The sequence below is a fragment of the Infirmifilum tikiterense genome, from assembly GCF_054696565.1.
The window spans coordinates 1,641,207-1,661,518 of sequence record NZ_CP182482.1; the positions used below are offsets into that span (position 1 = coordinate 1,641,207).

At 57.1% G+C, this 20,312-nt stretch carries 26 protein-coding genes; 18 read left to right on the forward strand and 8 right to left on the reverse strand.

Annotated elements, in window-relative coordinates:
- Window positions 1-149: 149 nt before the first annotated feature.
- The gene (locus tag ACNO7C_RS08985) at window positions 150-296 is read left to right on the forward strand and encodes a hypothetical protein (RefSeq protein ID WP_460024767.1); all 147 of its coding nucleotides are present in this window, start codon (window positions 150-152) and stop codon (window positions 294-296) included.
- Window positions 297-513: 217 nt separating this feature from the next.
- Here the strand turns inward: ACNO7C_RS08985 and ACNO7C_RS08990 are convergent, their stop codons facing one another.
- Window positions 514-849, reverse strand: a complete 336-nt coding sequence (locus ACNO7C_RS08990) for a hypothetical protein (RefSeq protein ID WP_460024768.1) — start codon at window positions 847-849, stop codon at window positions 514-516.
- A gap of 378 nt (window positions 850-1,227) precedes the next feature.
- Window positions 1,228-1,917 (reverse strand): triose-phosphate isomerase, encoded by a 690-nt coding sequence (gene tpiA / locus ACNO7C_RS08995; protein ID WP_460025928.1) that lies wholly within the window; start codon window positions 1,915-1,917, stop codon window positions 1,228-1,230.
- Between the two features lie 78 nt (window positions 1,918-1,995).
- Between tpiA and ACNO7C_RS09000 the strand changes: the two genes are divergently transcribed.
- Together ACNO7C_RS09000 and dph2 are read left to right on the forward strand one after the other, a co-directional pair.
- A complete protein-coding gene (locus ACNO7C_RS09000; protein ID WP_460024769.1) occupies window positions 1,996-3,108 on the forward strand; it encodes a radical SAM protein in 1,113 nt (370 codons plus the stop codon).
- A 63-nt stretch (window positions 3,109-3,171) separates the two neighbouring features.
- Complete coding sequence (gene dph2 / locus ACNO7C_RS09005; RefSeq protein WP_460024770.1) at window positions 3,172-4,191, forward strand: diphthamide biosynthesis enzyme Dph2; 1,020 nt, start codon at window positions 3,172-3,174, stop codon at window positions 4,189-4,191.
- Here dph2 and ACNO7C_RS09010 read toward each other — a convergent pair.
- Complete coding sequence (locus ACNO7C_RS09010) at window positions 4,137-5,033, reverse strand: TIM barrel protein (RefSeq protein WP_460024771.1); 897 nt, start codon at window positions 5,031-5,033, stop codon at window positions 4,137-4,139. The two genes, dph2 and ACNO7C_RS09010, sit on opposite strands and share 55 nt — an antisense overlap.
- A gap of 61 nt (window positions 5,034-5,094) precedes the next feature.
- Between ACNO7C_RS09010 and ACNO7C_RS09015 the strand changes: the two genes are divergently transcribed.
- From ACNO7C_RS09015 to ACNO7C_RS09045, 7 genes are all read left to right on the forward strand, one after another.
- Window positions 5,095-6,228, forward strand: coding sequence for a PhoH family protein (locus tag ACNO7C_RS09015; protein ID WP_460024772.1), 1,134 nt, complete (start codon window positions 5,095-5,097; stop codon window positions 6,226-6,228).
- Window positions 6,228-8,114 (forward strand): DNA topoisomerase, encoded by a 1,887-nt coding sequence (locus ACNO7C_RS09020; protein WP_460024773.1) that lies wholly within the window; start codon window positions 6,228-6,230, stop codon window positions 8,112-8,114. The genes ACNO7C_RS09015 and ACNO7C_RS09020 overlap by 1 nt, the downstream gene beginning before the upstream one ends.
- Before the next feature lie 15 nt (window positions 8,115-8,129).
- Window positions 8,130-8,873: an ERCC4 domain-containing protein gene (locus ACNO7C_RS09025; RefSeq protein ID WP_318536678.1), complete on the forward strand. Its 744-nt coding sequence runs from the start codon at window positions 8,130-8,132 to the stop codon at window positions 8,871-8,873.
- Window positions 8,842-9,147 (forward strand): metal-sulfur cluster assembly factor, encoded by a 306-nt coding sequence (locus ACNO7C_RS09030; protein WP_318536679.1) that lies wholly within the window; start codon window positions 8,842-8,844, stop codon window positions 9,145-9,147. The genes ACNO7C_RS09025 and ACNO7C_RS09030 overlap by 32 nt, the downstream gene beginning before the upstream one ends.
- Window positions 9,096-9,689, forward strand: coding sequence for a methyltransferase (locus ACNO7C_RS09035; RefSeq protein ID WP_460024774.1), 594 nt, complete (start codon window positions 9,096-9,098; stop codon window positions 9,687-9,689). The genes ACNO7C_RS09030 and ACNO7C_RS09035 overlap by 52 nt, the downstream gene beginning before the upstream one ends.
- A 14-nt stretch (window positions 9,690-9,703) precedes the next feature.
- Window positions 9,704-10,177: a pyruvoyl-dependent arginine decarboxylase gene (locus ACNO7C_RS09040; RefSeq protein WP_460024775.1), complete on the forward strand. Its 474-nt coding sequence runs from the start codon at window positions 9,704-9,706 to the stop codon at window positions 10,175-10,177.
- 68 nt (window positions 10,178-10,245) lie between these two features.
- Complete coding sequence (locus ACNO7C_RS09045) at window positions 10,246-10,485, forward strand: Lrp/AsnC ligand binding domain-containing protein (RefSeq protein WP_318536682.1); 240 nt, start codon at window positions 10,246-10,248, stop codon at window positions 10,483-10,485.
- Window positions 10,486-10,561: 76 nt separating this feature from the next.
- On the opposite strand, the gene ACNO7C_RS09050 is transcribed toward ACNO7C_RS09045, so the two are convergent.
- From ACNO7C_RS09050 to ACNO7C_RS09060, 3 genes are all read right to left on the reverse strand, one after another.
- Window positions 10,562-11,434, reverse strand: a complete 873-nt coding sequence (locus tag ACNO7C_RS09050) for a hypothetical protein (protein WP_460024776.1) — start codon at window positions 11,432-11,434, stop codon at window positions 10,562-10,564.
- Window positions 11,435-11,821: 387 nt separating this feature from the next.
- Complete coding sequence (locus tag ACNO7C_RS09055; RefSeq protein WP_460024777.1) at window positions 11,822-12,358, reverse strand: hypothetical protein; 537 nt, start codon at window positions 12,356-12,358, stop codon at window positions 11,822-11,824.
- 45 nt (window positions 12,359-12,403) lie between these two features.
- Window positions 12,404-13,045, reverse strand: coding sequence for a CPBP family glutamic-type intramembrane protease (locus ACNO7C_RS09060; protein ID WP_460024778.1), 642 nt, complete (start codon window positions 13,043-13,045; stop codon window positions 12,404-12,406).
- A 46-nt stretch (window positions 13,046-13,091) separates the two neighbouring features.
- On the opposite strand from ACNO7C_RS09060, the gene ACNO7C_RS09065 reads away from it, so the two are divergent.
- The gene (locus ACNO7C_RS09065) at window positions 13,092-13,475 is read left to right on the forward strand and encodes a hypothetical protein (RefSeq protein ID WP_460024779.1); all 384 of its coding nucleotides are present in this window, start codon (window positions 13,092-13,094) and stop codon (window positions 13,473-13,475) included.
- A 2-nt stretch (window positions 13,476-13,477) separates the two neighbouring features.
- Here ACNO7C_RS09065 and ACNO7C_RS09070 read toward each other — a convergent pair whose 3' ends face one another.
- On the reverse strand, window positions 13,478-14,770 hold the full coding sequence (locus tag ACNO7C_RS09070; RefSeq protein WP_460024780.1) for a hydroxymethylglutaryl-CoA reductase, degradative: 1,293 nt from the start codon (window positions 14,768-14,770) through the stop codon (window positions 13,478-13,480).
- A 68-nt stretch (window positions 14,771-14,838) separates the two neighbouring features.
- Here ACNO7C_RS09070 and ACNO7C_RS09075 point away from each other — a divergent pair, with 68 nt between their 5' ends.
- Window positions 14,839-15,609, forward strand: a complete 771-nt coding sequence (locus ACNO7C_RS09075) for a metallophosphoesterase (protein WP_460024781.1) — start codon at window positions 14,839-14,841, stop codon at window positions 15,607-15,609.
- Here ACNO7C_RS09075 and ACNO7C_RS09080 read toward each other — a convergent pair.
- Window positions 15,606-15,872, reverse strand: a complete 267-nt coding sequence (locus ACNO7C_RS09080; protein WP_460025929.1) for a YhbY family RNA-binding protein — start codon at window positions 15,870-15,872, stop codon at window positions 15,606-15,608. The two genes, ACNO7C_RS09075 and ACNO7C_RS09080, sit on opposite strands and share 4 nt — an antisense overlap.
- A gap of 108 nt (window positions 15,873-15,980) precedes the next feature.
- Between ACNO7C_RS09080 and ACNO7C_RS09085 the strand changes: the two genes are divergently transcribed.
- The 6 genes from ACNO7C_RS09085 to ACNO7C_RS09110 are packed head-to-tail and all read left to right on the forward strand — an operon-like array spanning window position 15,981 to window position 20,309.
- Window positions 15,981-16,214, forward strand: coding sequence for a MoaD/ThiS family protein (locus ACNO7C_RS09085; RefSeq protein ID WP_460024782.1), 234 nt, complete (start codon window positions 15,981-15,983; stop codon window positions 16,212-16,214).
- Window positions 16,207-17,196 (forward strand): TIGR00269 family protein, encoded by a 990-nt coding sequence (locus ACNO7C_RS09090; RefSeq protein WP_460024783.1) that lies wholly within the window; start codon window positions 16,207-16,209, stop codon window positions 17,194-17,196. The genes ACNO7C_RS09085 and ACNO7C_RS09090 overlap by 8 nt, the downstream gene beginning before the upstream one ends.
- Window positions 17,197-17,198: 2 nt before the next feature.
- A complete protein-coding gene (locus tag ACNO7C_RS09095; RefSeq protein ID WP_460024784.1) occupies window positions 17,199-17,993 on the forward strand; it encodes a hypothetical protein in 795 nt (264 codons plus the stop codon).
- A gap of 6 nt (window positions 17,994-17,999) precedes the next feature.
- Entirely contained in the window at window positions 18,000-18,512 is a 513-nt protein-coding gene (locus ACNO7C_RS09100; protein WP_318536696.1) for a hypothetical protein, read from the forward strand.
- Between the two features lie 46 nt (window positions 18,513-18,558).
- Window positions 18,559-19,815 (forward strand): hypothetical protein, encoded by a 1,257-nt coding sequence (locus tag ACNO7C_RS09105; RefSeq protein ID WP_460024785.1) that lies wholly within the window; start codon window positions 18,559-18,561, stop codon window positions 19,813-19,815.
- Window positions 19,794-20,309, forward strand: coding sequence for a hypothetical protein (locus tag ACNO7C_RS09110; protein WP_460024786.1), 516 nt, complete (start codon window positions 19,794-19,796; stop codon window positions 20,307-20,309). The genes ACNO7C_RS09105 and ACNO7C_RS09110 overlap by 22 nt, the downstream gene beginning before the upstream one ends.
- Window positions 20,310-20,312: the final 3 nt, after the last annotated feature.

Below are 20,312 nucleotides of genomic sequence, written 5' to 3' on the forward strand. Positions count from 1 at the left end.
CGCAACAAACAGGGAAGTATCTATGCCGGCTCAGACCAGCTAAGCTGGAGGACCGCCTGAGGCTACTGGACTACGGCTCACTGAAAAAGCGTCGCACCCAGCCGGTGTGACGGTCTCTCTCACGGAGAAGGCGCTGTGGGTGCTCTCGCTTGAGGGTTAAAAGGGAGGAGAGCAGGCTGGCCTGGGCGCTTGTGAGGTGCGCGCTCTTCGGCTACTGCAGCGATAGCAGGGTGGTCGAGGAGCAAGGTGACCTTTTGGAGGCTTTAGGCGAGCTGCAAGCATCTTTTTCCAGATAAGCCTGCGAAGTGGTTCTACCGCGCGACCTACAGGCTCCTCGCCGGGAAGGTCGTGAGGGTCGGCGCGGAGCACTGGCTCATCAAGGGGCTGCCGGAGCTGGGCGACACGTACCCGTGGTACAACGTCTGGGTGAGCGGGGGAGGTACAGGTGCGATTGCTTCTTCAGGACCTACGGCTACGTGCGCAAAGCAAGAATATGTACGCACATCGCCACGGTTATGCTGTACCGGAGGCAGCTCCGGCTGCGCGTCGAATAAGCCTCAATGCTGCCTCGCCGCACGCCACCTCATCGAGGCTATAGCCGAGCAGAGCGAGGAGGCTGCAGGCCCTCCCCGTCAGGTAGACGTACCTCACGTCGCCGACCACAGCCTCCCTCACGAGACCGGCTGAGCGCAATTTATCGAGGGCGCTGGCTATGTACCTCGTGTTGCGCGTGCCGAAGGCTCTGCTTAGCGGCTTCGGCTTGCGCATGCGCCAGAGCGTCCTTGCGTGGCCCGTCAGCTCGAGCCACCTGGCTACGCTCTCCCAGACCTCCCCGTCAACCTCGACCATTAAGGCTACAGGCGGGGATAGGGTTATAAGCGCTCACACATGCTGTGTCCGTTAAAGCTACACATACGGTGCTCGAACACCCTCCCACAACCCTCTCTCCAATCCCTCGGGGCAGGGGAAAGCGCGGGTTGAACACGGGAGAAAGCCGGGGAAAGGCTAAAAAGTACCATTCTGGGCGAAAGCGGAAGTAATCTTTATTCTCCATACAGCCGTATCGTTGCTTAAGCCTTAAAGGGCTGTAACCTTAAATATTGGAGAGGAGCATTACATCTGGCTATGATCGAAAACTCGGGTTCTGAAGGATGAGGAGCAGGGCTAGGTGGAGAGCCGTATCCTCCGAGTGGAGCAGTAGAGAAGTTCAAGAGTAGTGTTGTGCTCTCACCGCGATTTTGTGATGGGCTCTATTAGATCCTTTATAGCCTTTTCCCAGTCTTTTGCCTTCACGACGCCGGATGCCAGGAGGACTCCTACTGTTCCGAGGCGTAATGCCGCGGCGACGTCTTCTCCCGTCGTTATTCCGGCTCCGCAGAGAACCCTGACGGAGGGGTTTACCCTACTGACCAGGTCCACAGACGAGGTTACTACCTCTGGTTTGGCCTTGGAGACCGGAATGCCCGTACCTATGAGCTCGGGTGGCTCAATAGCCACCATGTCTGGACCCAGAGCGGCCATGGCCGCGGTGACCTCCGGGGTGTTGGTGCACACAACTGTAACTAAGCCCAGGCTTCTGGCCTTCTTCACGATAACGTCTACCTGGTCTGCACGCACCCTTTTCTCCGAGTGGTTAAGCATCGTGCCGACAGCGCCCGCGTCCTTCACGGCTTCGAGCGTCACATGGCCTGTGTGGCTACCCGGCTCAACGTCGTCGACATGTTGCGAGAATACGGGGATTTCGACGTTAGCGGCTACGAAGTGCAGGTCCGTAAGCTGGGGGGCCACAGCGATGGTAACGCCAGTCTCTTTGCTGACCTTCTCGGCAACTTTCGCCAGCTCAAGGCCCCGCTTTCCGCTAGCTTCTCGGTACGCTTTGAAGTTTATCAAAATAATAGGGTACTCGATACGCACAATTTTTCCACGTGGGCCATAGCTAAAGCTCATTTGTATCAAGAAACGTTATTAACGCCCTCTACGTACGGTACCCTAGGGATGAACTGGCTGGAGCTCTTGAGGCCCGACGCCATCAGTGTCTGGAAAAGCGAGGAGGTAAAGAGCAGGCTCAGCCATTACTACTCCATTCTCAAGGGGGACAGGCCACCGAAGTACCGGGTTGTGAAACGCCTCGAGGTAGAGTTTAACCCTAACGCGTCCCTAGAAGAGTTGCTCCAGGCACACCGTGAAGCCTCAAAGGCTTTCGAGGACCTCTACCGCGACGTCGTTAGCGGCGGGGTTGATCTCGCGAAGATGAGGATTCCTGAGAGATCTTACCTCGACTTGAAGATAGAGATCGTGAAGAGAATCCTAACGAAGTGCAGCCTCTGCGAGTGGCGCTGCGGTGTCGACAGAACCCGAGGGGGGAGAGGAGTTTGCGGCCTTGACTCAAAGGTGAGGGTTGCCTCAGCCTTTCTTCACATGGGTGAGGAGGCGCCGCTCGTCCCTTCTGGCACGATCTTCTTCACGGGCTGTAGCTTCAAGTGTGTCTTCTGCCAGAACTGGGACATATCAACTAAACCCCTTAACGGCGTCGAGGTTTCACCACAGGACCTCGCGGGGATAGCTACGGAGCTATACGTCAAGGGCGCTAGGAACATCAACTACGTGGGAGGCAACCCGGACCAGCAGTCCCACGTTGTGGTGGAGTCGCTGAAGTACATGGACGTCGACGTTCCGCTGCTGTGGAACACCAATATGTACATGAGCAGCGAGCTCCTTGAGGTGCTTTTCGACGTAGTGGACATATGGCTCCCGGACTTCAAATACGGGAATGATGCCTGTGCGAGGAGGCTTTCTGGAGCACCCAGCTACTTTGAGGTGGTGGCGAGGAACCACAGGTATGTGTGCGATAGAGGAGCAGACGTGATAATAAGGCATCTTGTCCTACCCAACCACGTTGAGTGCTGCACGAAGCCAGTCCTTAAGTGGATTTCAGAGAACTGCCCAAGAGCCCTTGTGAACATCATGGATCAGTACAGGCCCGAGCACCTAGTTGCGAAGTACCCGGATAGGTGGCCCGACATTGCCAGGAGACCTACCAGCGAGGAAATGGAGGAGGCATACGAATACGCCGACAAGCTAGGGATTTGCTGGAGGCCAGTCAGCTAGCATCCTGAGACTAGCCTATTACCTTTGAAAAGCGTAATAACCCACTAGCGGCACTACTGCTTCGTGATCGTGGATAGCTACGAGATCAACGAAGAGGACATCTTTACCTGGGTGAAGAGCAACGGTGCGAGGAAGGTCCTAATCCAGGCACCTGACGGTCTAAAGAAAATCGCGCTCGCAGTCTCAGAGCTCCTGGAGGAAAGGGATGTGCGTGCTTTCATCTCCGCAAGCCACGCCTGGGGTGGATGCGATGTGGCTTACGACGAGGCGAGAAGCATCGGGGTCGACGCGATCATTCACATAGGGCACCACGGACCAGTGTGGTTCAAGCCCCCCGGTAAACCGAGGGTTCTATTCCTGCCGGCTTTCTCCACTCTCAACCCAACCCGCCTCGTCGCCCAAGCTGCACGCGAAGCCAAAGACGCTGGAGCGAGCTCGCTAGCTATCGTGACGACAATCCAGCACGCGAAGTGGCTTCCCGCGCTGAAGGAAGCTGTGGCAAGCGAAGGTCTCGAGCCCATAACAGGCTCTCTCTCAGGCGTGGAGGGACTGATAGTAGGCTGCAACTACGCATCCATCCGGCAGGCTGACGACGTTGTGGTGGTTGCCGGAGGCCTTTTTCATGCGCTCGGAGCAGCCATTTGGTCTGAGCGCCCCACGTGGAGCGCCGACCCCTATCAGGAGAAAGTTTCGCGTGTCGAGCTGAGAAACGTGGTTGCCCGGAGACTTTACGCCATCTCGAAGGCGATAGACGCCCGGAGCTTCCTCATAGTCGTTTCCTCAAAGCCAGGTCAGAACAGGGTGAGTCTGGCTACTAGAGTGAAGCGGACACTGGAGGAGAGAGGTCGAAGAGTCCTGATAGCTGTGTTCAACGAGGTGACGCGAGAGCTTTTAGAAAACATACAAGGGTTCGAAGCCTTTGTGAACACGGCCTGCCCCCGCCTGGCCCTGGACGATGAAGGGGTTTTCCCCGGTCCGGTCCTGAACCCCGGAGAGTTGAAGTACGTGCTAAGCGGTAGCGTTGAAGGCTACTCGCCTCGCGATGCCCTTGTTTTCGACCTACGCCTCCTCGATGGCCCGTAGAAGAGCTCCTTCAGCAGCATTGCGTCGCCCTCCAGGTTGGGGCTCTCCGAGATGACGACACCTTTGATGTCGAACTCTCTAAGGGCTTTCACGAGGAGCTGGTAGTCCAAGTCAGCCTCGGCGAGGTTGAGGTGTCTAATCTCTCCCTTCTCGCTGTACTCTATACCTGACACGTGGATGTGCATATTGTCGAGGCCGTACCTCCCGACCTTCTCCTCTATCAAGCTGAGGACCCTGACAAAATCATCGTAGCTCTTGAGGGCCCCTGCCCCCCTAGCGTGGAGGTGAGCGAAGTCCACCACGGGCAACACCATGTCGATTTCGGAGCTGAGTTCGAGGATCTCCTCGAGAGCACCGTACTGGGACGGTTTACCTGTTGTTTCAGGCCTAATCCAAATCTCAATGCCCTCGTTCTCCAGTGTTCTCACGATCTCCAGGATCCTGGACTTGATGGTGTTGTGGACCTTGTGGGGGTCTTCGCTCCCGTAGTAGCCGGCGTGGAAGCACACGCTCCATGCTCCAGCGCTGTAGCCGACACGAGCGGACTCGAGTATCCTCTCGATGCTAGCCTTGACCTTGTCCCCCTCGCTGCTGTTGAGGTTTATGTAGTAGGGGGCGTGTACTGTGAGCACGACACCCAGCTGGCTAGCCACGCTCTTGACCTCCCTAGCGCCCTCCGCGTCAAGGAAGATCTTCCTAACAAACTCTATCTCCATAGCGTCGAGGCCAAGCCTCTTCACCTCCAGTATGCCCTCCACAACGCCCCCTTTCTTCACTGTCGTCGGCACACCTGCTGGACCGAAGTAGACTCCCTGCGGACGCCAGAGAGCCGTCGATACCACCCTGTTAACGGACTCACAGGGTTTATATTTCCTTAATGATTTCGTTGAAGGGGTGGAGGCGGTGAAGGAGTTCCAGCCTGCCACGCAGAAGCAGAAGCTACTCTACAATGCGCTCGACAACAAAGAGGTGGAGCTAATCGGGGTGTTTGGGCCGAGCGGCACCGGGAAGAGCTTCGTCGTACTGCTGTACGGCTTGAAGGCGCTAAAGGAGGGTAAGTTCAGCAGGCTCGTTGTTGCGAGGCCGCTGGTGAGCCTACTCCAGTCCAGGATTTACAACTCTGTTGAGCTGGGAAACCTCTACTTCGAATTAGCCTCTTCCTACCTCATGGACATAGCTTCAGGTTACGTGGAAGAGGGAACGATAAAGGAGTACACCGCAAGCGGCAAGCTGGTGTTCATTGATCCGAGCTTCCTAACCGGCAGGACATTCGACGACTCTCTGGTTTTTCTCGACGACATTCAGTTCCTGGAGCCCTCGATTCTACCGGAGGTCATAATACGCGTAGGGTCGAATTCGAAGCTTGTCGTGGCAGGCGACCCCGTGCTTCAGGTGCTCGCCGGCAACCAGACCAACACGGCAGTGATCGCGAGAGAGCTCCTCCTCGGCGAGGAGAAAGCTCTAGTCGTGGACATGGGCATGGAGGACATCGTGAGGCCGGGATCGAAGAGGGGCTTCAAGCTCGCCTTAGAGACCAGGTTGCGGAGGAGGCCTCTGACCGAGGACGAGCAGCGTGTCAAGAGCGTGATACTCACCCATGCGCCCGATGCAGAGATAGTCAGCGTTGTGTGGCTGAAAGACCTGAAAGAGAAGTACGGTGCCAAGAACGCGCCCGACGTGCTGGTTGTGTCTAAGGAAAGGGCTCTGAGCAGGTTAATAGGCAAGAAAGGCGAGAGGATCAACAAAGCGCAGGAGGAGGCAGGGGTGCAGATTAGGGCCATCGAACTCACAAGCGACCTTTCGGAGGTCGTGAAGGCGATACACCCGGTTGGCTGGATTAGGAAGCACATCGTGAAGGCTGAGCTCGTGGGGGCTGAGCTAGAGGTTCACGTCAACGCTGACGAGTACGGCGCCTTCGTGGGGAAAGGGGGATCCTACATCCGCTTCTTGGATGAGGCTATGCGGAGAATGCTTGGAATAGGCGTGAGAGGAAGGCACGCTGAGACGCCGAAGGTTGAGGAGAAAAGGAGAAAGTGATGCCATACGACGCGGTGATCGTTGCCGAGAAGCCCGCCGTGGCGCTGGCTTTCGCCAGGTTTCTGGGAGAAGGTGGATACAGGAAAGTTTTGGTCGAAGGCGTACCCGCCTACGTTTTCCAGTACAGGCGTGAGAACCACCTTTCCATAGGGCTCATCGGACACATACTGGACTTCGACTTCCCGAAAGAGTACAACAAGTGGAACTCAATCGACCCTAAGCAGCTTTTCTTCGTAACCCCCATCCAGGTCGTAAGGGAAGGAGCCTACAAGTACGTTAGAGCGCTCAGGAAGCTCGCCCTCCAAACCTCGAAGGTTATCCTGGCCCTCGACGCCGACGTCGAAGGAGAGGGTATAGCGTTCGAAGTTATGAAGGTGATGGGCCAGGTAAACCCGAGCCTCGAGTTTAAACGCGCCTGGTTCTCAGCCGTGACGAAGTGGGACATCCTCAACGCGATGAACAACCTCCGCGAGCCGAAGGAGCTGTGGGCGAAGAAGGTTTTCGCGAGGATGGTTGTAGACTTAACGGTGGGCGCCTCCTTCACGAGGCTGCTGACTCTCGCTGTTCAAAAGCAGAAATCCCGTCTCCCCCTGGGAAGGTTCCTCAGCTACGGCCCCTGCCAGACGCCAGTCCTTTACCTCGTGGTGAAGCGCGAGCTCGAGAGGGAGCAGTTCAAGAAGAAGAAGTACTACGTTCTCGTCGCTGAGCTTGAGTCCGACGGCGGTACGTTCTCTGCATCCGCAAGCCTTGGAGAAGACAAGGAGAGGGCGCAGGCTGTTTTCAGCAACCTTAAAGGCTTGGACCACGCGACTGTGGTGCTCTCTGAGGCAAGCATCGTTGAAGTAAGCCCCCCGATACCCCTCGCCACTGTGGACTTCGAGAGCCGTGCGTCGACATTCCTCAACATCAGGCCGAAGGAGGCTCTAGCGATAGCAGAGAAGCTCTACCAGTACGGCTACATCTCGTACCCGAGGACAGAGACAACGATCTACCCGCCAACCCTCAACCTACCGCAGCTGGCCTCCATGTTCACGTCATGGGAGGACGTAGGTTGGTACGTCGAAAAGCTCCTAACGAAGGGCTTCACGCCGACGAGGGGGCGCGACGACGATAAAGCCCACCCTCCGATACACCCAACTAGGCAGGCCTTAAAGGCCGCCATCGTAAAAGCCCTCGGCGAGAAGGCCTGGAGGGTGTACGAGCTCGTCGCCCGTCACTTCCTTGCCACGCTGAGCGAGAAAGCTCAGGTCGAAAGGCAGAAAGTCGTGGTCAAGTTAGGGGAGCTGGAGCTGACCGCTGAGGGCAGAAGGATCGTTTACCCCGGCTTCTACTACGTCTACTACTACGCCCGACCCCAGGAGAACCCTCTGCCCTACCTGGTTGAAGGAGACACTCTCAAGGTGAGGAGCCTGAAGCTGGAGGAAAGGTCAACTCAGCCCCCACCTTACCTCAGCGAAAGCGAGTTGCTGGCCCTCATGAAGAGGTACGGTATAGGCACAGACGCTACGATGCAGGACCATATACACACCAATATAGAGAGGAGGTACTTCGTAGTCCGCGAGAAAAGGTGCATTCCGACCCCCCTCGGTAAGACGCTTATTCTCTCACTACTCGAGGTTGAGCCCCGCCTCGTCCTCCCGGAAGTCAGGGGCCGGATGGAGTCCCAGCTGGCGAAGATAGCCACGGGGGACCGTGAAGCGGAGGAGGTGGTGGCTGAGATCAAGGAGACTTTTCTAGAGTACTATGAGAACCTCGCGTCGAGGATCGAAGCGGTTTCCCAAAAGCTAGCAGCAGTCGTAGCCGAGGTTTATGGCCCTGAAGGGAACAAGAAAGCTTACCATAAGGGATTGTCTAGAAAATCAAGAAATAAATCTAGGGCTAAGTAGAAGAGCAAGGAGTGTATGATCATCGTTGTCGATGACCGTGAACGCAGGTCACCGGTCATACCTGAGCTTGCCAGGCTCGGAGCAAGGTTTGAGTTCAGGAGACTAGACGTGGCAGACTACGATGTTGCCGGCGTTTACGGCATAGAGAGGAAGGCCCCTAGCGACTTTCTTAACTCCATTCTCGACAAACGGCTTTTCGAGCAGTCTCGGTACCTAAAGCAGGCATATGAGGTTCCAATCATCCTGATAGAGGGAGATCTGTCTGCCGAAACGAGGTTCAGAGAGGTCTCGCTAAACCAGGCGTACGGCGCGATGCTCGCCCTCGTCGAGAACGGGGTTTCCGTCGTGCACACAGGAAGCCCCCGGGAAACGGCCCTGTTCATATACATCGCCGCTAAGAGGGCTGAAAAGAAGGATAGCCGCTACGCACCACCCGTTAAGAAGAAAGTACTGAAAGTGAACACGAGCATCCCCGTAGTCCAGCTAAACCTGATAGCAACCTTACCGGGAATCAGCTACGAGCTAGCCGAGAGAATCCTCTCAGAGTTTAAAACGCCGAGGAGATTCTTCACTGCCTCCGCTGCCGAGCTCCGTAGAATCCCGGGCCTGGGGCCTAAGAAGATCCAGAGGATTCTCGACGTACTGGATACCATATACGTGTCGGCTAAAAAGCTCTCAGCAGATGGAAAAGTATTTAGGCCGAACGGGGATATGACAGGGGGATATAATGAGCGAGGTGACGAAGGAGGCAGTCCTTGAAGCGCTTAAGGAAGTTTACGACCCGGAAATTCCCTTCAACGTAGTGGATCTAGGACTAATCTACGATGTGCAAGTGGATGGCGGAAAAGTGAAGATAAAAATGACGCTGACGGCTGTAGGTTGCCCAATGTCCTACTTCCTGCTCGAAATGGTTAAGGATGTTGTGAAGGAGAAGGTGAAGGGTGTGGAAGACGTGGAGGTTGAGCTGGTGTTCGACCCGCCATGGACACCCGACAGGATGAACCCCGAAGTAAGGAGGCTCCTTGGGCTATAGGGCAGGTCTACACACCCTCCGAGGACACCTTCTTCTTGGCTGACTACGTTGAGGAGACCATCAACTGCTCCTCTGCGCTGGAAGTTGGCGTCGGCTCCGGCTACGTCACGAGAGTTCTAGCGTCGAGGTCGGAGTACGCTGTCGGGACAGACGTCTCGGTTGAGGCCGTCTACTCGGCAAAGGATTACCTGCGCAACGTAGGGGTTGAGAACGTGGACCTGGTGGTAGCCAATCAAGCGGATCCATTTAGAGAAGCGTCCTTCCAGATCGTTGTATCGAACCCGCCCTACCTGCCGTGCGAGTACGAGGAAGAACCCCTTTGGTGCGGGGGGCCACGGGGGGTAGAGTTCACACTAAGCCTAGCTCGTACGGCAAGGAGTCTTTTGAGGGGAGGGGGAAAGCTTGTGCTCATAGCGTCCTCTCTCTCGGACGTGAACACGCTGGTGCTCCAGCTAAAGAACCTATACTCAAATGTTTACGTTGTTCAGGAAAAGGGCGTGTCCCTCTTTGAAAAACTTTTTATCCTAGAGTGCGAGGTGTAGGCAGTCCAAAGGATATGATAATACCGAGGAAGTACTTCGTTACCAAGGGGAAAGGGCTCAGCAAGGTATCGCCTCTAATGGCGTTTAACAACGCTCTCAGAGAGGCTGGCATACACAACGTGAACCTCGTCCCAGTTTCCTCGATACTCCCGCCTGGAGTTGAGGAGGAGCCCATCCACCCGCTCCCCCCAGGCGCCGTCGTGTTCGTTGTGATGAGCGAGAAGAGAGTCAAGGGTCCAGCTAAGATCAGCACAGGGATCTCGTGGGCGAGAGGCAGGCCTCACGGATACGTCATAGAGTTCCACGACGGCGACTCGGAGTCCCACACGCACTCTCAGCTTGAAGCAATGTGGGATGAAATCCGGCGCGAGAAAAACCTTCAGATAGAGCCTCCCAGGTACCTGACGGAGGAGCTCGAAGTACCCGAGGGCTACTACGGTAGCGTCGTCGTTGCCCTCGTTTTCAGCTCGATCGAGCTTACCCCGTGAATTTGATTCAAAGCTTCAAGGCAAATTTTTTATAACTCCTTAGGAATACTCACTACTGGTTTTCGGGGATGAGCGAGAAGATAACCGTCTACATACTGGTAAACACCCACGTCGGCAGGGAAGACGAGGTTTTGAAAGCAATTCGCAACATGAGCTTTGTGGAGGAGGCGCACATAGTCTATGGTGAATACGATATCATCGTGAAGCTCAATCTTCCAGCCCTCGAGCTCCTCGACCAGACGGTGACCAGCATCAGGAAAATGGACGGCGTTACGAAGACTTCAACCTTAATTACCTCCTCAAGGTAAACATTCTGGGGATGAGGAGCGCGTTGGTGCACGAAGATGGATGAGTGAAGATGGGCGTCCTGACCCCTCTTTTTCTCTAAGGGTTAGCTAGCGCCAGGTATGCGACGTACGTCGCGATCGAGAGGAAGACAGGCAAAGGTAGAGCGGGCATGAATCTTTTCTTTTTAAGCATTCTGAGAGTAAGCAAGAAGCCAGCAGCAAGCGCTGCTGCGCACAGAGCCCACCTGACTATCGACGGGCTCGGGTAGAGGTAGTAAAGAGGCGACAGCATCGAGTATATCAGGATATCACCCATACCAAGGGCTAGATCGCCCACGTAGACAACCGCTCCTCTCAAATGGCTCGTTGCCTTAGGTTGCCCGCCCCTTCCCCCGACGGTACCCTCAAGTATGCGGCGCAGCGGGCCTCGAAACACTGAGTAAAGGTCGTAGACCGCAAGCACGGCAGCTATAGTGGCAACGCTCCAGGGCGGGAGAACCGAGTAGAACAGAGCACCAGCCATAGTGCCGTATATTAGCAGCAGCGCATCTAGAAGAAGCACGCTTACAGGCTTAATAATGAGCGCGGCCGTTGTTGCGGCAACGGCAAGGCTTAGTGGCTCGTAGAGAGGATAGAGCCACCCCGGGATTTCAACAGCGTATGCGAACACCTCCAAGATACCCCAGAAGGAAAAGAAAACGGCAAAAGCCATGACGAACGGGAGGAAGAAAGCCCTCCTTGCTCGCACGATTAAGAGCATGAAAAGAGTGCCAACTAGCACCAAACCCAGGAAAACCAAGCTATTCAAGAAAGCCGACTCCGCGGTGTTTTCCCTGGCGAAGGGAAACCCCAGGGCGGCGATTTCAGTCGCTGAGAGCTTAGCACCGAAAAAAGCTGAAAGAGCCGATGCTATCACGACGAGAGCAATGCTACCTAATACAACCTTCCCGCCTATCGTCCTCTCAGCCAAAGTGAACGCCAGAAGCAAACGGGGCAATGCTACTTTTTAGCTTTTCCCATGCTTCTTCCAGCACTTGACCTACAGTTTTCCCATAATCTTGCACGTCGGGAAGTTGTGGGAGGGTGTTAGGGTAATCCTACACACCCCTCTGTTTTGGCAATCGCAGCATGTATGAGTTTTATAACCCTCCACTGGTACCTCTCAATGAGTAGGTTCGCTAGGGCGACACGTCACTCGTGTGGCGGCCGTGAGGCCGTAGAAAGGCGACGAGGAGTTAAGGAGGTCAGAGGGAGCAGAAGGAGGAGCGATAAGGATAATAAGCGTCTCCCGTACCACTGCAACTAGTGAAGAGTGAGCCCCTCACTGACTAGTGATGAGCTGGCTTCTCCAAGCGGACTAGAGCTGCCCCACTCTTTTTCTGACCTCGACGTAGACAGCCCACGCTGTTGCGAAGCTGAGCGCGGCGTGGAGGAGGTTGAACAGGCCTGTGAAGGCGTACAGCAGGAGCAGCCCCCCGGCCATCCTCACAGCGTAGTCGAGGAGGCTCGGGTAAAGCAGGGTGAAGTAGACCCAGTTCATGGCGGTCATCACGGCAACCCGCAGGGCGGCTCCCCCGGCGAACTCGAGGGCAGCAGCTCTGGAGACCTTCCTTGCAGCGCTGGCGCCTGCGAGCATCGAGGCAACAGCCAGGAGCTTCGTCAGGGCCCCGAGGGGGTCGGCCCCCCTCGCGACGAGGCCGGTGAAGTGCAGGGCCTCGGTGAGGAGCCCGCAGGAGAGCCCGCACATGAAGTAGACGAGGGTTACGGGTATTTCGGCTGAGTCGAACTTCAAGTACGGTAGGACGGGGTACGGTAGCTCCACTTTGAGGATTGAGAGCGCGAGCGCCAAGGAAGCCATCAGAGCGGTGACGGCGAGCTTCTGGGTCCTGTGCACGGAAGCCCCTAGAGAGCTAAAACATATTAACTTTGCCTGCTGAAATCATACTCGTGAAAACAATATTTTATGTTGAGAAAATCTCAAGTATACCAACACCGCCGCGAGGCTGAAGATATCCGAGGCTAGGAGCAGGGAAATCGTCGTCGTGTTAAGGGCGAGGAAGTATAAAGTGGCGGCTAAGTTGTAGGTAGCGTGGAAGAGGCTTGACCCCTCAAACCCTTTTCTATCTGCTATGAGTCCAGCGGTAAGCCCGAAAACAAAGTAGTGTGGGGCTAGGAGAGATGAGTTCACGAGAAACAGAGGGTCGGTTACTGAGAGATGCGAGTACATGAAGACAAGCGCCTGGATCGGGAGGCCAAGGCGCTTCATGAGAAAACCCCTGAAGAATATCTCCTCGGTAATAGCCGAAATCACGGTGAAAATGATAGCAAGGAGGCTCACACTACCCGTAGCGAAAACGGGTATCAGGAAGATATGGGGCAGAATACCGATGAACGGTAAGGCTAAGCAGTCAAGTAGGGTTAAGCCAGGCGGATCCTGTATTTCCGCAACGACTGCAAGCGCCCCGTAGAGTAAGAGTATAGCATACCCAGCTAGAACGTGCCCCACGTTCACTAGGACAAAGTAGGCTAGGAAGACAGCCATCCACACCTCTCCAACATTCACGCTAGCTGAGCGGAGCACTCTCCCCGGCGTTAAACAAATAACCGGCATAAAAAGAGTAAGCATCATGGATGAGTACACTAGGGAGTTAAGGTCGAGAGAGGATAAAGGCTCCCGGCTTCAGCTGGACATCCTGAGAGCGCTCGTGGTGTTCGGCGGCTCACTGTGGCTCTCGGAGGTACCTTCAGCCATCGAGAGGCTGTACCTAGGAAGGCTCCCGGCCCTACAACTAGACACGGAATCTGTGGAAAGAGCAGTGTCAAGCCTTGCAGCAAAAGGGCTGGTTAAGGCTGAAGAGAGGATCCGTGCCACTGAAAGGGAAGGGGGCGAGCGGGACAGGCTGATCATATTAGCGGATGAAAAGGTGAGGGTCAGCCTTACCTCGGATGAAGTTATCAACGAGTACTACCTCAGCCTGAGTAGCGAGCTAAACACGCTGAGAAAAAGTTAAGTCTATTTCCTGTCAGCCTCACCTTCCTTGGACAGCTTAGCCACGAGTTCCTGAGCGTAGGCGAAGTTTATCTTGTTCTCGCTCACCATTATCTCAACGACCTTGTCTATCAGGTCTCCAGTAGCGCCGGCCATTATGGCAAGGTTCCTCGCGTGCAGTCTCATGTGCCCCCTCTGGATCCCCTCCGTCGCCAATGCCTTCAGCGCCGCAAAGTTCTGAGCGAGGCCCACCGCGCCCATGACCTCGGCGAGCTCGGTGGCCGTTTTCACCCCGAGGATTTTCAGCGCCACTCTTGCCACCGGGTGAACCTTCGTGGCGCCTCCGATGATGCCGACAGCCATGGGCATCTCCAGGCTACCCACCAGGTTCCCGTCAGCGTCCTTTTCCCACCTCGACAGCGGCTCGTACCTGCCGTTCCTAGCGGCGTAGGCGTGAGCCCCAGCCTCTATTGCCCTGTGGTCCTGCGCGGTCGCTAGAGCTACGGCGATGACCCCGTTCATGATGCCCTTATTGTGGGTCGCGGCCCGGTAGGGGTCGGCCGCGGCGAAAGCCCAGGCGTTAACGATAGCGTCCACCACCTCCTCTCCTCCAATGTCCTCCTTGTACACTTTCACGTAGCTCCTGACGAGCCTCTTGTCCGCGAGGTTCGAGATTATCCTGAGGAGTACCCTCCCCCCGGTTATCCTCTCGATGAGGGGCGCGACTCTCTCGGCCATGGTGTTGACGGCGTTCGCGCCCATAGCGTCCCTGACGTCGACGATCAGGTGGACGACGAGCATGGGCCCGTGCGGCCCCTCAACTACCCGGGCCTCCACGTCTCTCGCCCCCCCGCCGAGCTTCACGAGAACAGGGTCGACCTCGTTGGCCCGCTGCAGGATCTCGTCCTTGTGCTCGAGCACCAGCATGCGCTTATACCAGGGATCTTTGAGCCCTACAACCTGCACCTGCCCTATCATGAGCGGGCCGGTTGTGATAGACTTTATACCGCCGTCCCTTCTCATCACCCTAGCCGCGTTGCTGGCCGCTGCGACGACGCTCGCCTCCTCTATCACCATGGGCACGAGGTAATCCTTGCCGTTAATCAGGAAGTTGACCGCCACGGCGAACGGGTAGCTCATAGCCCCTATCACGTTCTCGATCATGGAGTCGGCGATCTTAGGGTCGAGGTTGCCGAAGTTTCTCAGAAGCTTAACCTCCTCCTCAGTCAGACCCGCGAACTCAGCGACTATCTTCAGCCTCTCTTCGATGCTCTTCTTGTAGAACTCCGGGATGCGGGAAGTTCTCCCCTCGCTCATCGCCTACACCAAGCAGAGCTATAATATAAATCTGTCCGGTTTGCGAGGAATGGCAGAGGGTAATCCGCTTGCTGCCGTCACTCAGCATATCCAAGGGTATCGAGATAGTCGGCCTAGGCGTGTACATATCCAAGCTCGGAGTGCTGGCGGTCGCAGACCTCCACATAGGCTACGAGGAGGCGCTCGCCGAAGAGGGTGTCTACATACCCCCTGTTCAGAGCACCGAGATCAGGAGTGTTCTGGAGTCGATGGTTAGAGAGACCGGAGCCTCGCGAGTCGTCATCCTCGGGGACGTTAAGCACGAATTCGGAGACGTTACGCGCCAGGAGTGGCGGGAGACAGGCGAGCTCTTGAGCTTCCTGCGGGAGGGTCTCGGCGTGGGCGTGGAGGTTGTGAGAGGCAACCACGACAACTACCTGATCGCTCTGCTGAAGAAAATGAACATACCCCTCAGAGACCCCTACCTCCTTGAGGAAGGAATCATGTTCATTCACGGCCACAAGCCCCTCCCGGTCGAGGGCTTTGCTGAGGGTGTAGAGGTGATTCTCATGGGGCACGAGCACCCGGCCATCGCGCTGAGAGACGAGGTAGGTGCCAGGCTGAAGCTCAAGGCCCTCCTAGAGGGCCAGTACATGGGCAAGAGGGTCATAGTTCTACCCGCTCTCAGCCCCCTCATGCCCGGCACAGAGGTGAACGTCGAGAGAAACCTGCTGTCGCCGATCCTGAGAGAGGCCGACATCGAGAGCTTCAAAGCCTACGCCGTCGACCCGGAAGCCGGGATCTTCGACTTCGGCCTCATAAAGTACCTGAGGCTGGCGAGCAGCCCATCGCTCTACTAGAGCCCGCGCCCCTTGAGCTTCCTCCTCTTCTTCCTCAAAGCTATCACGTATCCCCTGATGCCCACGACCTCGGCTCCCAGCCTCTGCGAGAGGATCACAGCCACGTCCTCCCTCGTGTACCCGTACGTATCGCGGAAGTTTTTGAGGAGCCTGACCTTCACGATGCCCCTAGAATCCAAGACGTTGCTGATCTCCGCGAGGACCTCCTCGCTGAGTCCCTTTTTGCCGATGTTAACTGTGGCTACAGTGGGGTCCTGGAACACGCTCGACAAGCCTCACACCTGCCACTCCTCACACCCGAGGACATCTTTAACCTTTGCGGCTCTGGAAAAGTTTTTAGCATAGAAAGCGGGAAGTAGCCGGAGCGCTCGATGAGTAGAGAAGCGCCCTGCACCCGGGGCTTCAGCGTCCTAGTCGACAAGTTCGGCCGCGAGAGCATTGGGGTGTGCGTCGAAGAGGGCTCCACGGTCAGGGACCTGCTCGGCCAGCTGGGGTTGCGTGCCAGCGAGGTTGTGGTCGCCGTGGACGGGGAAGTCGTGGCGGAGGACGAGCCCCTCAAGCCCGGCTCGCGCGTCAAGATACACTCGGTTGTTTCGGGTGGGTAGAACGGCGAGGTGCTTTGTCTGCGGCTCGAAGGCGGTGGCGTACGTCCCGTACCTGGGCGATTACCTCTGCAGGGAGCACTTCGTCGAGTACTTCGAGAGAAGGGTCCTCGAGACGCTGAAGACCTTCAGGCTCGTCGAGCCCGGGGATCGAGTGGCCGTTGCCGTGAGCGGGGGGAAGGACAGCTTAACCACCCTCTACTTGCTCAAAAAGTTCTCGGGAGAGCTCGGCATCGAGGTCATAGGCGTGGCCGTGGACGAGGGGATCGCGGGCTACAGGGAGTACAAGCTAAAAGCCCTAGCGGACCTGGCTGAAAGGCTCGGAGTCAGGATCTTCATCGGAAGGTTCGAGGACTACTTCGGACTCACCTTGGACGAGGCCGTGGAGGTCCTCAAGGAGAAGGGCTTCGAGTACAAGCCCTGCAGCGTGTGCGGAGTCTTCAGAAGGTACGTGATGAACAAGCTCGCCCGCGAGCTCGGCGCGACCAAGCTGGCGACAGGCCACAACCTGGACGACGAGGTGCAGGTCTTCATAATGAACGCCCTCAAAGCGCACATCGAGGGGGTAGTGCGCGAGGGGATAGCATCGGCAACCGGGGGCGAGGGGCTCGTCCCGAGGATAAAGCCGCTGTACTTCGTGACGGAGAAGGAGGTCCTGACGTACACGCTGCTCAAGGGGATCCAGACCCCCTTCGTGGAGTGCCCCTACATCGTGTACGCCCTGAGGCACCCCGTACGGCGCTGGGTAAACGAGGTCGAAGACGAGGCGCCCGGCTTCAAGTACAGGATTCTAGCGGTCAAGGAGCTTGCCCGGAAAGCCCTACCCGAGCCTCCCGGCGGCGCGCGGAAGTGCGTAATCTGCGGCGAGCCCTCCTCGAAGCCCGTCTGCAAGGCGTGCCTCTTCAGAGCCTACCTGGATCCGGAGTTCGCCGCCAAGCTCGGCGGGCTCAAGCTTATATCTCGCTTGCGGGATGAGGACGAGTAGGTATGCGTCTTAGGAAAGGGATATCGCCGGTCATCGCGGCTACGATAATGACTGGGATCATGCTGACTATAGTCGCCGTAGCCCTCTACTACTCAACGTCCCTCATCGACCTCAACAGGCAGATGATGGAGTACCAGTACGCTAAGGACAACTTGGCCTACGCCGCCACAGCCCTCGAGCAGGTGGCTCTGGGCACCGGCGGCTCAAGGTACATCCGCTTCTCCCTCACTAGCACGAGGATAAACTTCGAGCGCTATGACAGCAGCGTAACCATAACCATAACTGACGGCAGGGCGACGAACACCACGTCCATCCAGTCCGGCAGGATATCGGTCTGCGGGGGTAGCCTGGTGACGACGACGAGCCAGCTAATCGTACCTGAGTCCGGCGACTTCGCCGCGGAGGTGAGTAAGCTGATCGTGACGCCCGGCGAGCCGATAGTCCTCGTTTACGAGGACTTCCAGGGAGCAGCCTGCGCCCACCTTGAGACCTACCGTGTCAGAGCCTTCTACAACGGCGCAATCAACGTGACCGAGAACAACGCTGTCAAGCGATACAACTTCTACACGGTCCACGTGATAAGCTTGAGGTTCGGCCAGCTCGGAGGCTCCGGCACCATACCCGTAGTGCTCCGCAACACCAACTCGAGCCTGAAGGAGTACAGGTTCTCGAGCCCCAGCGTGACTATAACGGTCAACTTCGGCCAGAGGAGCGAAAGCAGGCTTCTAATGGGGCCGCCAGCCGACGGGTCAGTCGTTGTGGTCAAAGTAGCCGAAGTCACCATAAGCACCGGGTGATGCAGCTTGCCGACTCCCGTCCTATCGCACCTCATCGGCACGCTGACGCTCCTAGCTGTCGCGCTGATACTGGTGGAGGTCTTCTCCTTCGTGGCGTTCCTGTACAACATGGAGACCGTTAACACCATGCTCGCCGAGGTCGCCGAGAGCTGCGCCAGGGAGATCGTGGAGCTCGTATCCGTGCACACACTGGGAGGGGGCAATTACACCGTGATGCTCCTCACAGTCCCCAGCGACCTCGGAGGCCAGCCCTACGCGCTGCAAGTGGCCGACGTGGGGGAAAACAAGCTCCTCGTCAACGCGAGCCTGCAGATATACCAGCAGGTGCGCGTAGTGGTGACACCCAACTTCGGCTCAAACCCCGTCCACGCCACACCCTCAGAAACACAGGTCGCAGGCCTCACAGTTAAGCCCACTATCATGCTACCCCTCCCCCAAGGCTACAGGCCCGCCCTAGTCGCGTACAGGCAGGGCGGGTACGTCTACATAGGCTTCACGCAGTTGCAGCAGAAACCTTAATATTTGGAAAATCCGCTTAAAAGCCCAGTGGTGTGTTTTGGAGACTGTGCTCGAGTACATCGCCGTGGCACTGCTGGTCGTCATCCTGGTCCTGGCAGCCAACCAGATGATATCGGCCTCCACCGGGACGCTCACCACGGTGCGGGAAGAGCAGCTCTACACAGTTGCCCAGAGGGTCATGGACAAGATTCTCCTCACCCCCGGCTACCCCCCTGACTGGGGCACGAACGTGACCGTGTCCGCCGGAGACATGCAGGACTTCGGGCTCGCCCTCTACGGCACGAGGGAGCCCTACGTAGTGGACCCGGACAAGGTGATGAGGCTCGCGAACCTCTCCACCCTTCCGAACCCCCTGCTTCTGAACGCCAGCAGGCTTGCGGAGCTCCTCGGCCTTAGCCAGGGCTACGGCTTCAGGCTCGTCATGAAGCCCATGATAGGGCACAGTGTCTCCGTTCTGTCTTGGAACACTACTAAGGACGGCAGTCAGTCCTTTCCGACGAAGTTCGCGGTGAGCGTCTACAACTGGTACGGGATGGGCTTGCCCAACGCCAACGTCACGGGGATATACGCGATCTTCAAGGTGGATCCAGGTGATGGGAACAATCGCCAGCCTGATCTGGAGGAGAAGGCGGTCTTCACGGTCTCCTCTACTACGGACGCTCTGGGCTACACGACCCTCGATTTTACCAGTCAGGTGCAAAACTATCTGCAGTCGCAGAAGAACTTGAACAAGTGGTGGTTCTGGTTCCTGTTGTTGCACACGAGCTGGCACGGCTTCGTTGCCGTCTACGGATACAGCGCGACGCCTTCGGGAGGCGCTCCGGTTCAGGGCTACATCATAGGTGACACGATAATCATCTCTAGGGACGTGGAAGTCCCCGACATACGCTCCCAAGGTACTTCCAAGAAGTCGGGGGCTGTGCACTGCAAGGACGAGGTCGTCCAGGTCGTTCCGCAGTACGAGGAGCTCCTGAACGTGACGAGCATCGACTGGTGCAGGGGTCGATCAGACGACCCGCTCTGGTGCCATGAGGTAGCTGGGAAGGTGCTCCCATCCTCCCAGAACTTCTACCTCGTGGGGAAGATTAAATACTTGGAGAAGCTCTCCTCGCACGTCTTCGTCTTCGCGAAGTGGAGGAGCCAAACCATAGTCATCGTGATAAACAGGATCCCTGAGATAGACGTGACGTTCGGCCCGAGGCAGGCGTCGCCGGCGAACTCCGTGACGCTCACGAGGTTCGCCACAATATACAACTACCCCTACGTGATCCAGCTGACCTTGTGGAGGAGCGTCGAGGGCTAGCGATGCGCAGGAAGGGTCAAGTCCGGGTCGTCGAGGCCGTCCTCGCCGCCTTCATAGTGGTGACGGTCATACTTATGGTGATGGCGTTCACACGCCCCCTTAAGAGCGTCTACATACGCGAGACCACCGACCTGCGGCGGCTAGCCTACAACCTGCTAAACGACATGGCGACGGCAGGCGTCTACGAGAGGACGGTGGGCAGGGCCCTTGTGAACCCCGGCGACAGGAGCTGGGTCAACGACCTGCGCCTGCTCATCTCCTCCAGCCTTCCCCCCGACCTCGTCTACAACATGACGGTCTACAGGCTCGACTTCGACCTTCAAACAGGTAAAGCGGTGTTCAGCTACCTCGGGTCCGTGGCGAACGCCAACTTCTCAAGCATCAGGCTGTACGAGTCCGAGTCCGTCACGTACACCTACGTGGCCACGGGCGACCCGGACCGCGTGAGGGGCTCCGTGATCTACATCGTGCTCACCGTGGGCTTCGCGGGGTGATTT

Bases quoted from the DNA above. Each gene is read 5' to 3' on its own strand.
- ACNO7C_RS09085 (WP_460024782.1), top strand. From the start codon at position 15,981: ATGAGTAGAGAAGCGCCCTGCACCCGGGGCTTCAGCGTCCTAGTCGAC.
- ACNO7C_RS09000 (WP_460024769.1), top strand. From the start codon at position 1,996: ATGAACTGGCTGGAGCTCTTGAGGCCCGACGCCATCAGTGTCTGGAAA.
- ACNO7C_RS09065 (WP_460024779.1), top strand. From the start codon at position 13,092: ATGGATGAGTACACTAGGGAGTTAAGGTCGAGAGAGGATAAAGGCTCC.
- ACNO7C_RS09095 (WP_460024784.1), top strand. From the start codon at position 17,199: ATGCGTCTTAGGAAAGGGATATCGCCGGTCATCGCGGCTACGATAATG.
- ACNO7C_RS09025 (WP_318536678.1), top strand. From the start codon at position 8,130: ATGATCATCGTTGTCGATGACCGTGAACGCAGGTCACCGGTCATACCT.
- ACNO7C_RS08990 (WP_460024768.1), bottom strand. From the start codon at position 849: ATGGTCGAGGTTGACGGGGAGGTCTGGGAGAGCGTAGCCAGGTGGCTC.
- ACNO7C_RS09040 (WP_460024775.1), top strand. From the start codon at position 9,704: ATGATAATACCGAGGAAGTACTTCGTTACCAAGGGGAAAGGGCTCAGC.
- ACNO7C_RS09030 (WP_318536679.1), top strand. From the start codon at position 8,842: ATGAGCGAGGTGACGAAGGAGGCAGTCCTTGAAGCGCTTAAGGAAGTT.
- ACNO7C_RS09020 (WP_460024773.1), top strand. From the start codon at position 6,228: ATGCCATACGACGCGGTGATCGTTGCCGAGAAGCCCGCCGTGGCGCTG.
- ACNO7C_RS09035 (WP_460024774.1), top strand. From the start codon at position 9,096: ATGGACACCCGACAGGATGAACCCCGAAGTAAGGAGGCTCCTTGGGCT.
- ACNO7C_RS09070 (WP_460024780.1), bottom strand. From the start codon at position 14,770: ATGAGCGAGGGGAGAACTTCCCGCATCCCGGAGTTCTACAAGAAGAGC.
- ACNO7C_RS09045 (WP_318536682.1), top strand. From the start codon at position 10,246: ATGAGCGAGAAGATAACCGTCTACATACTGGTAAACACCCACGTCGGC.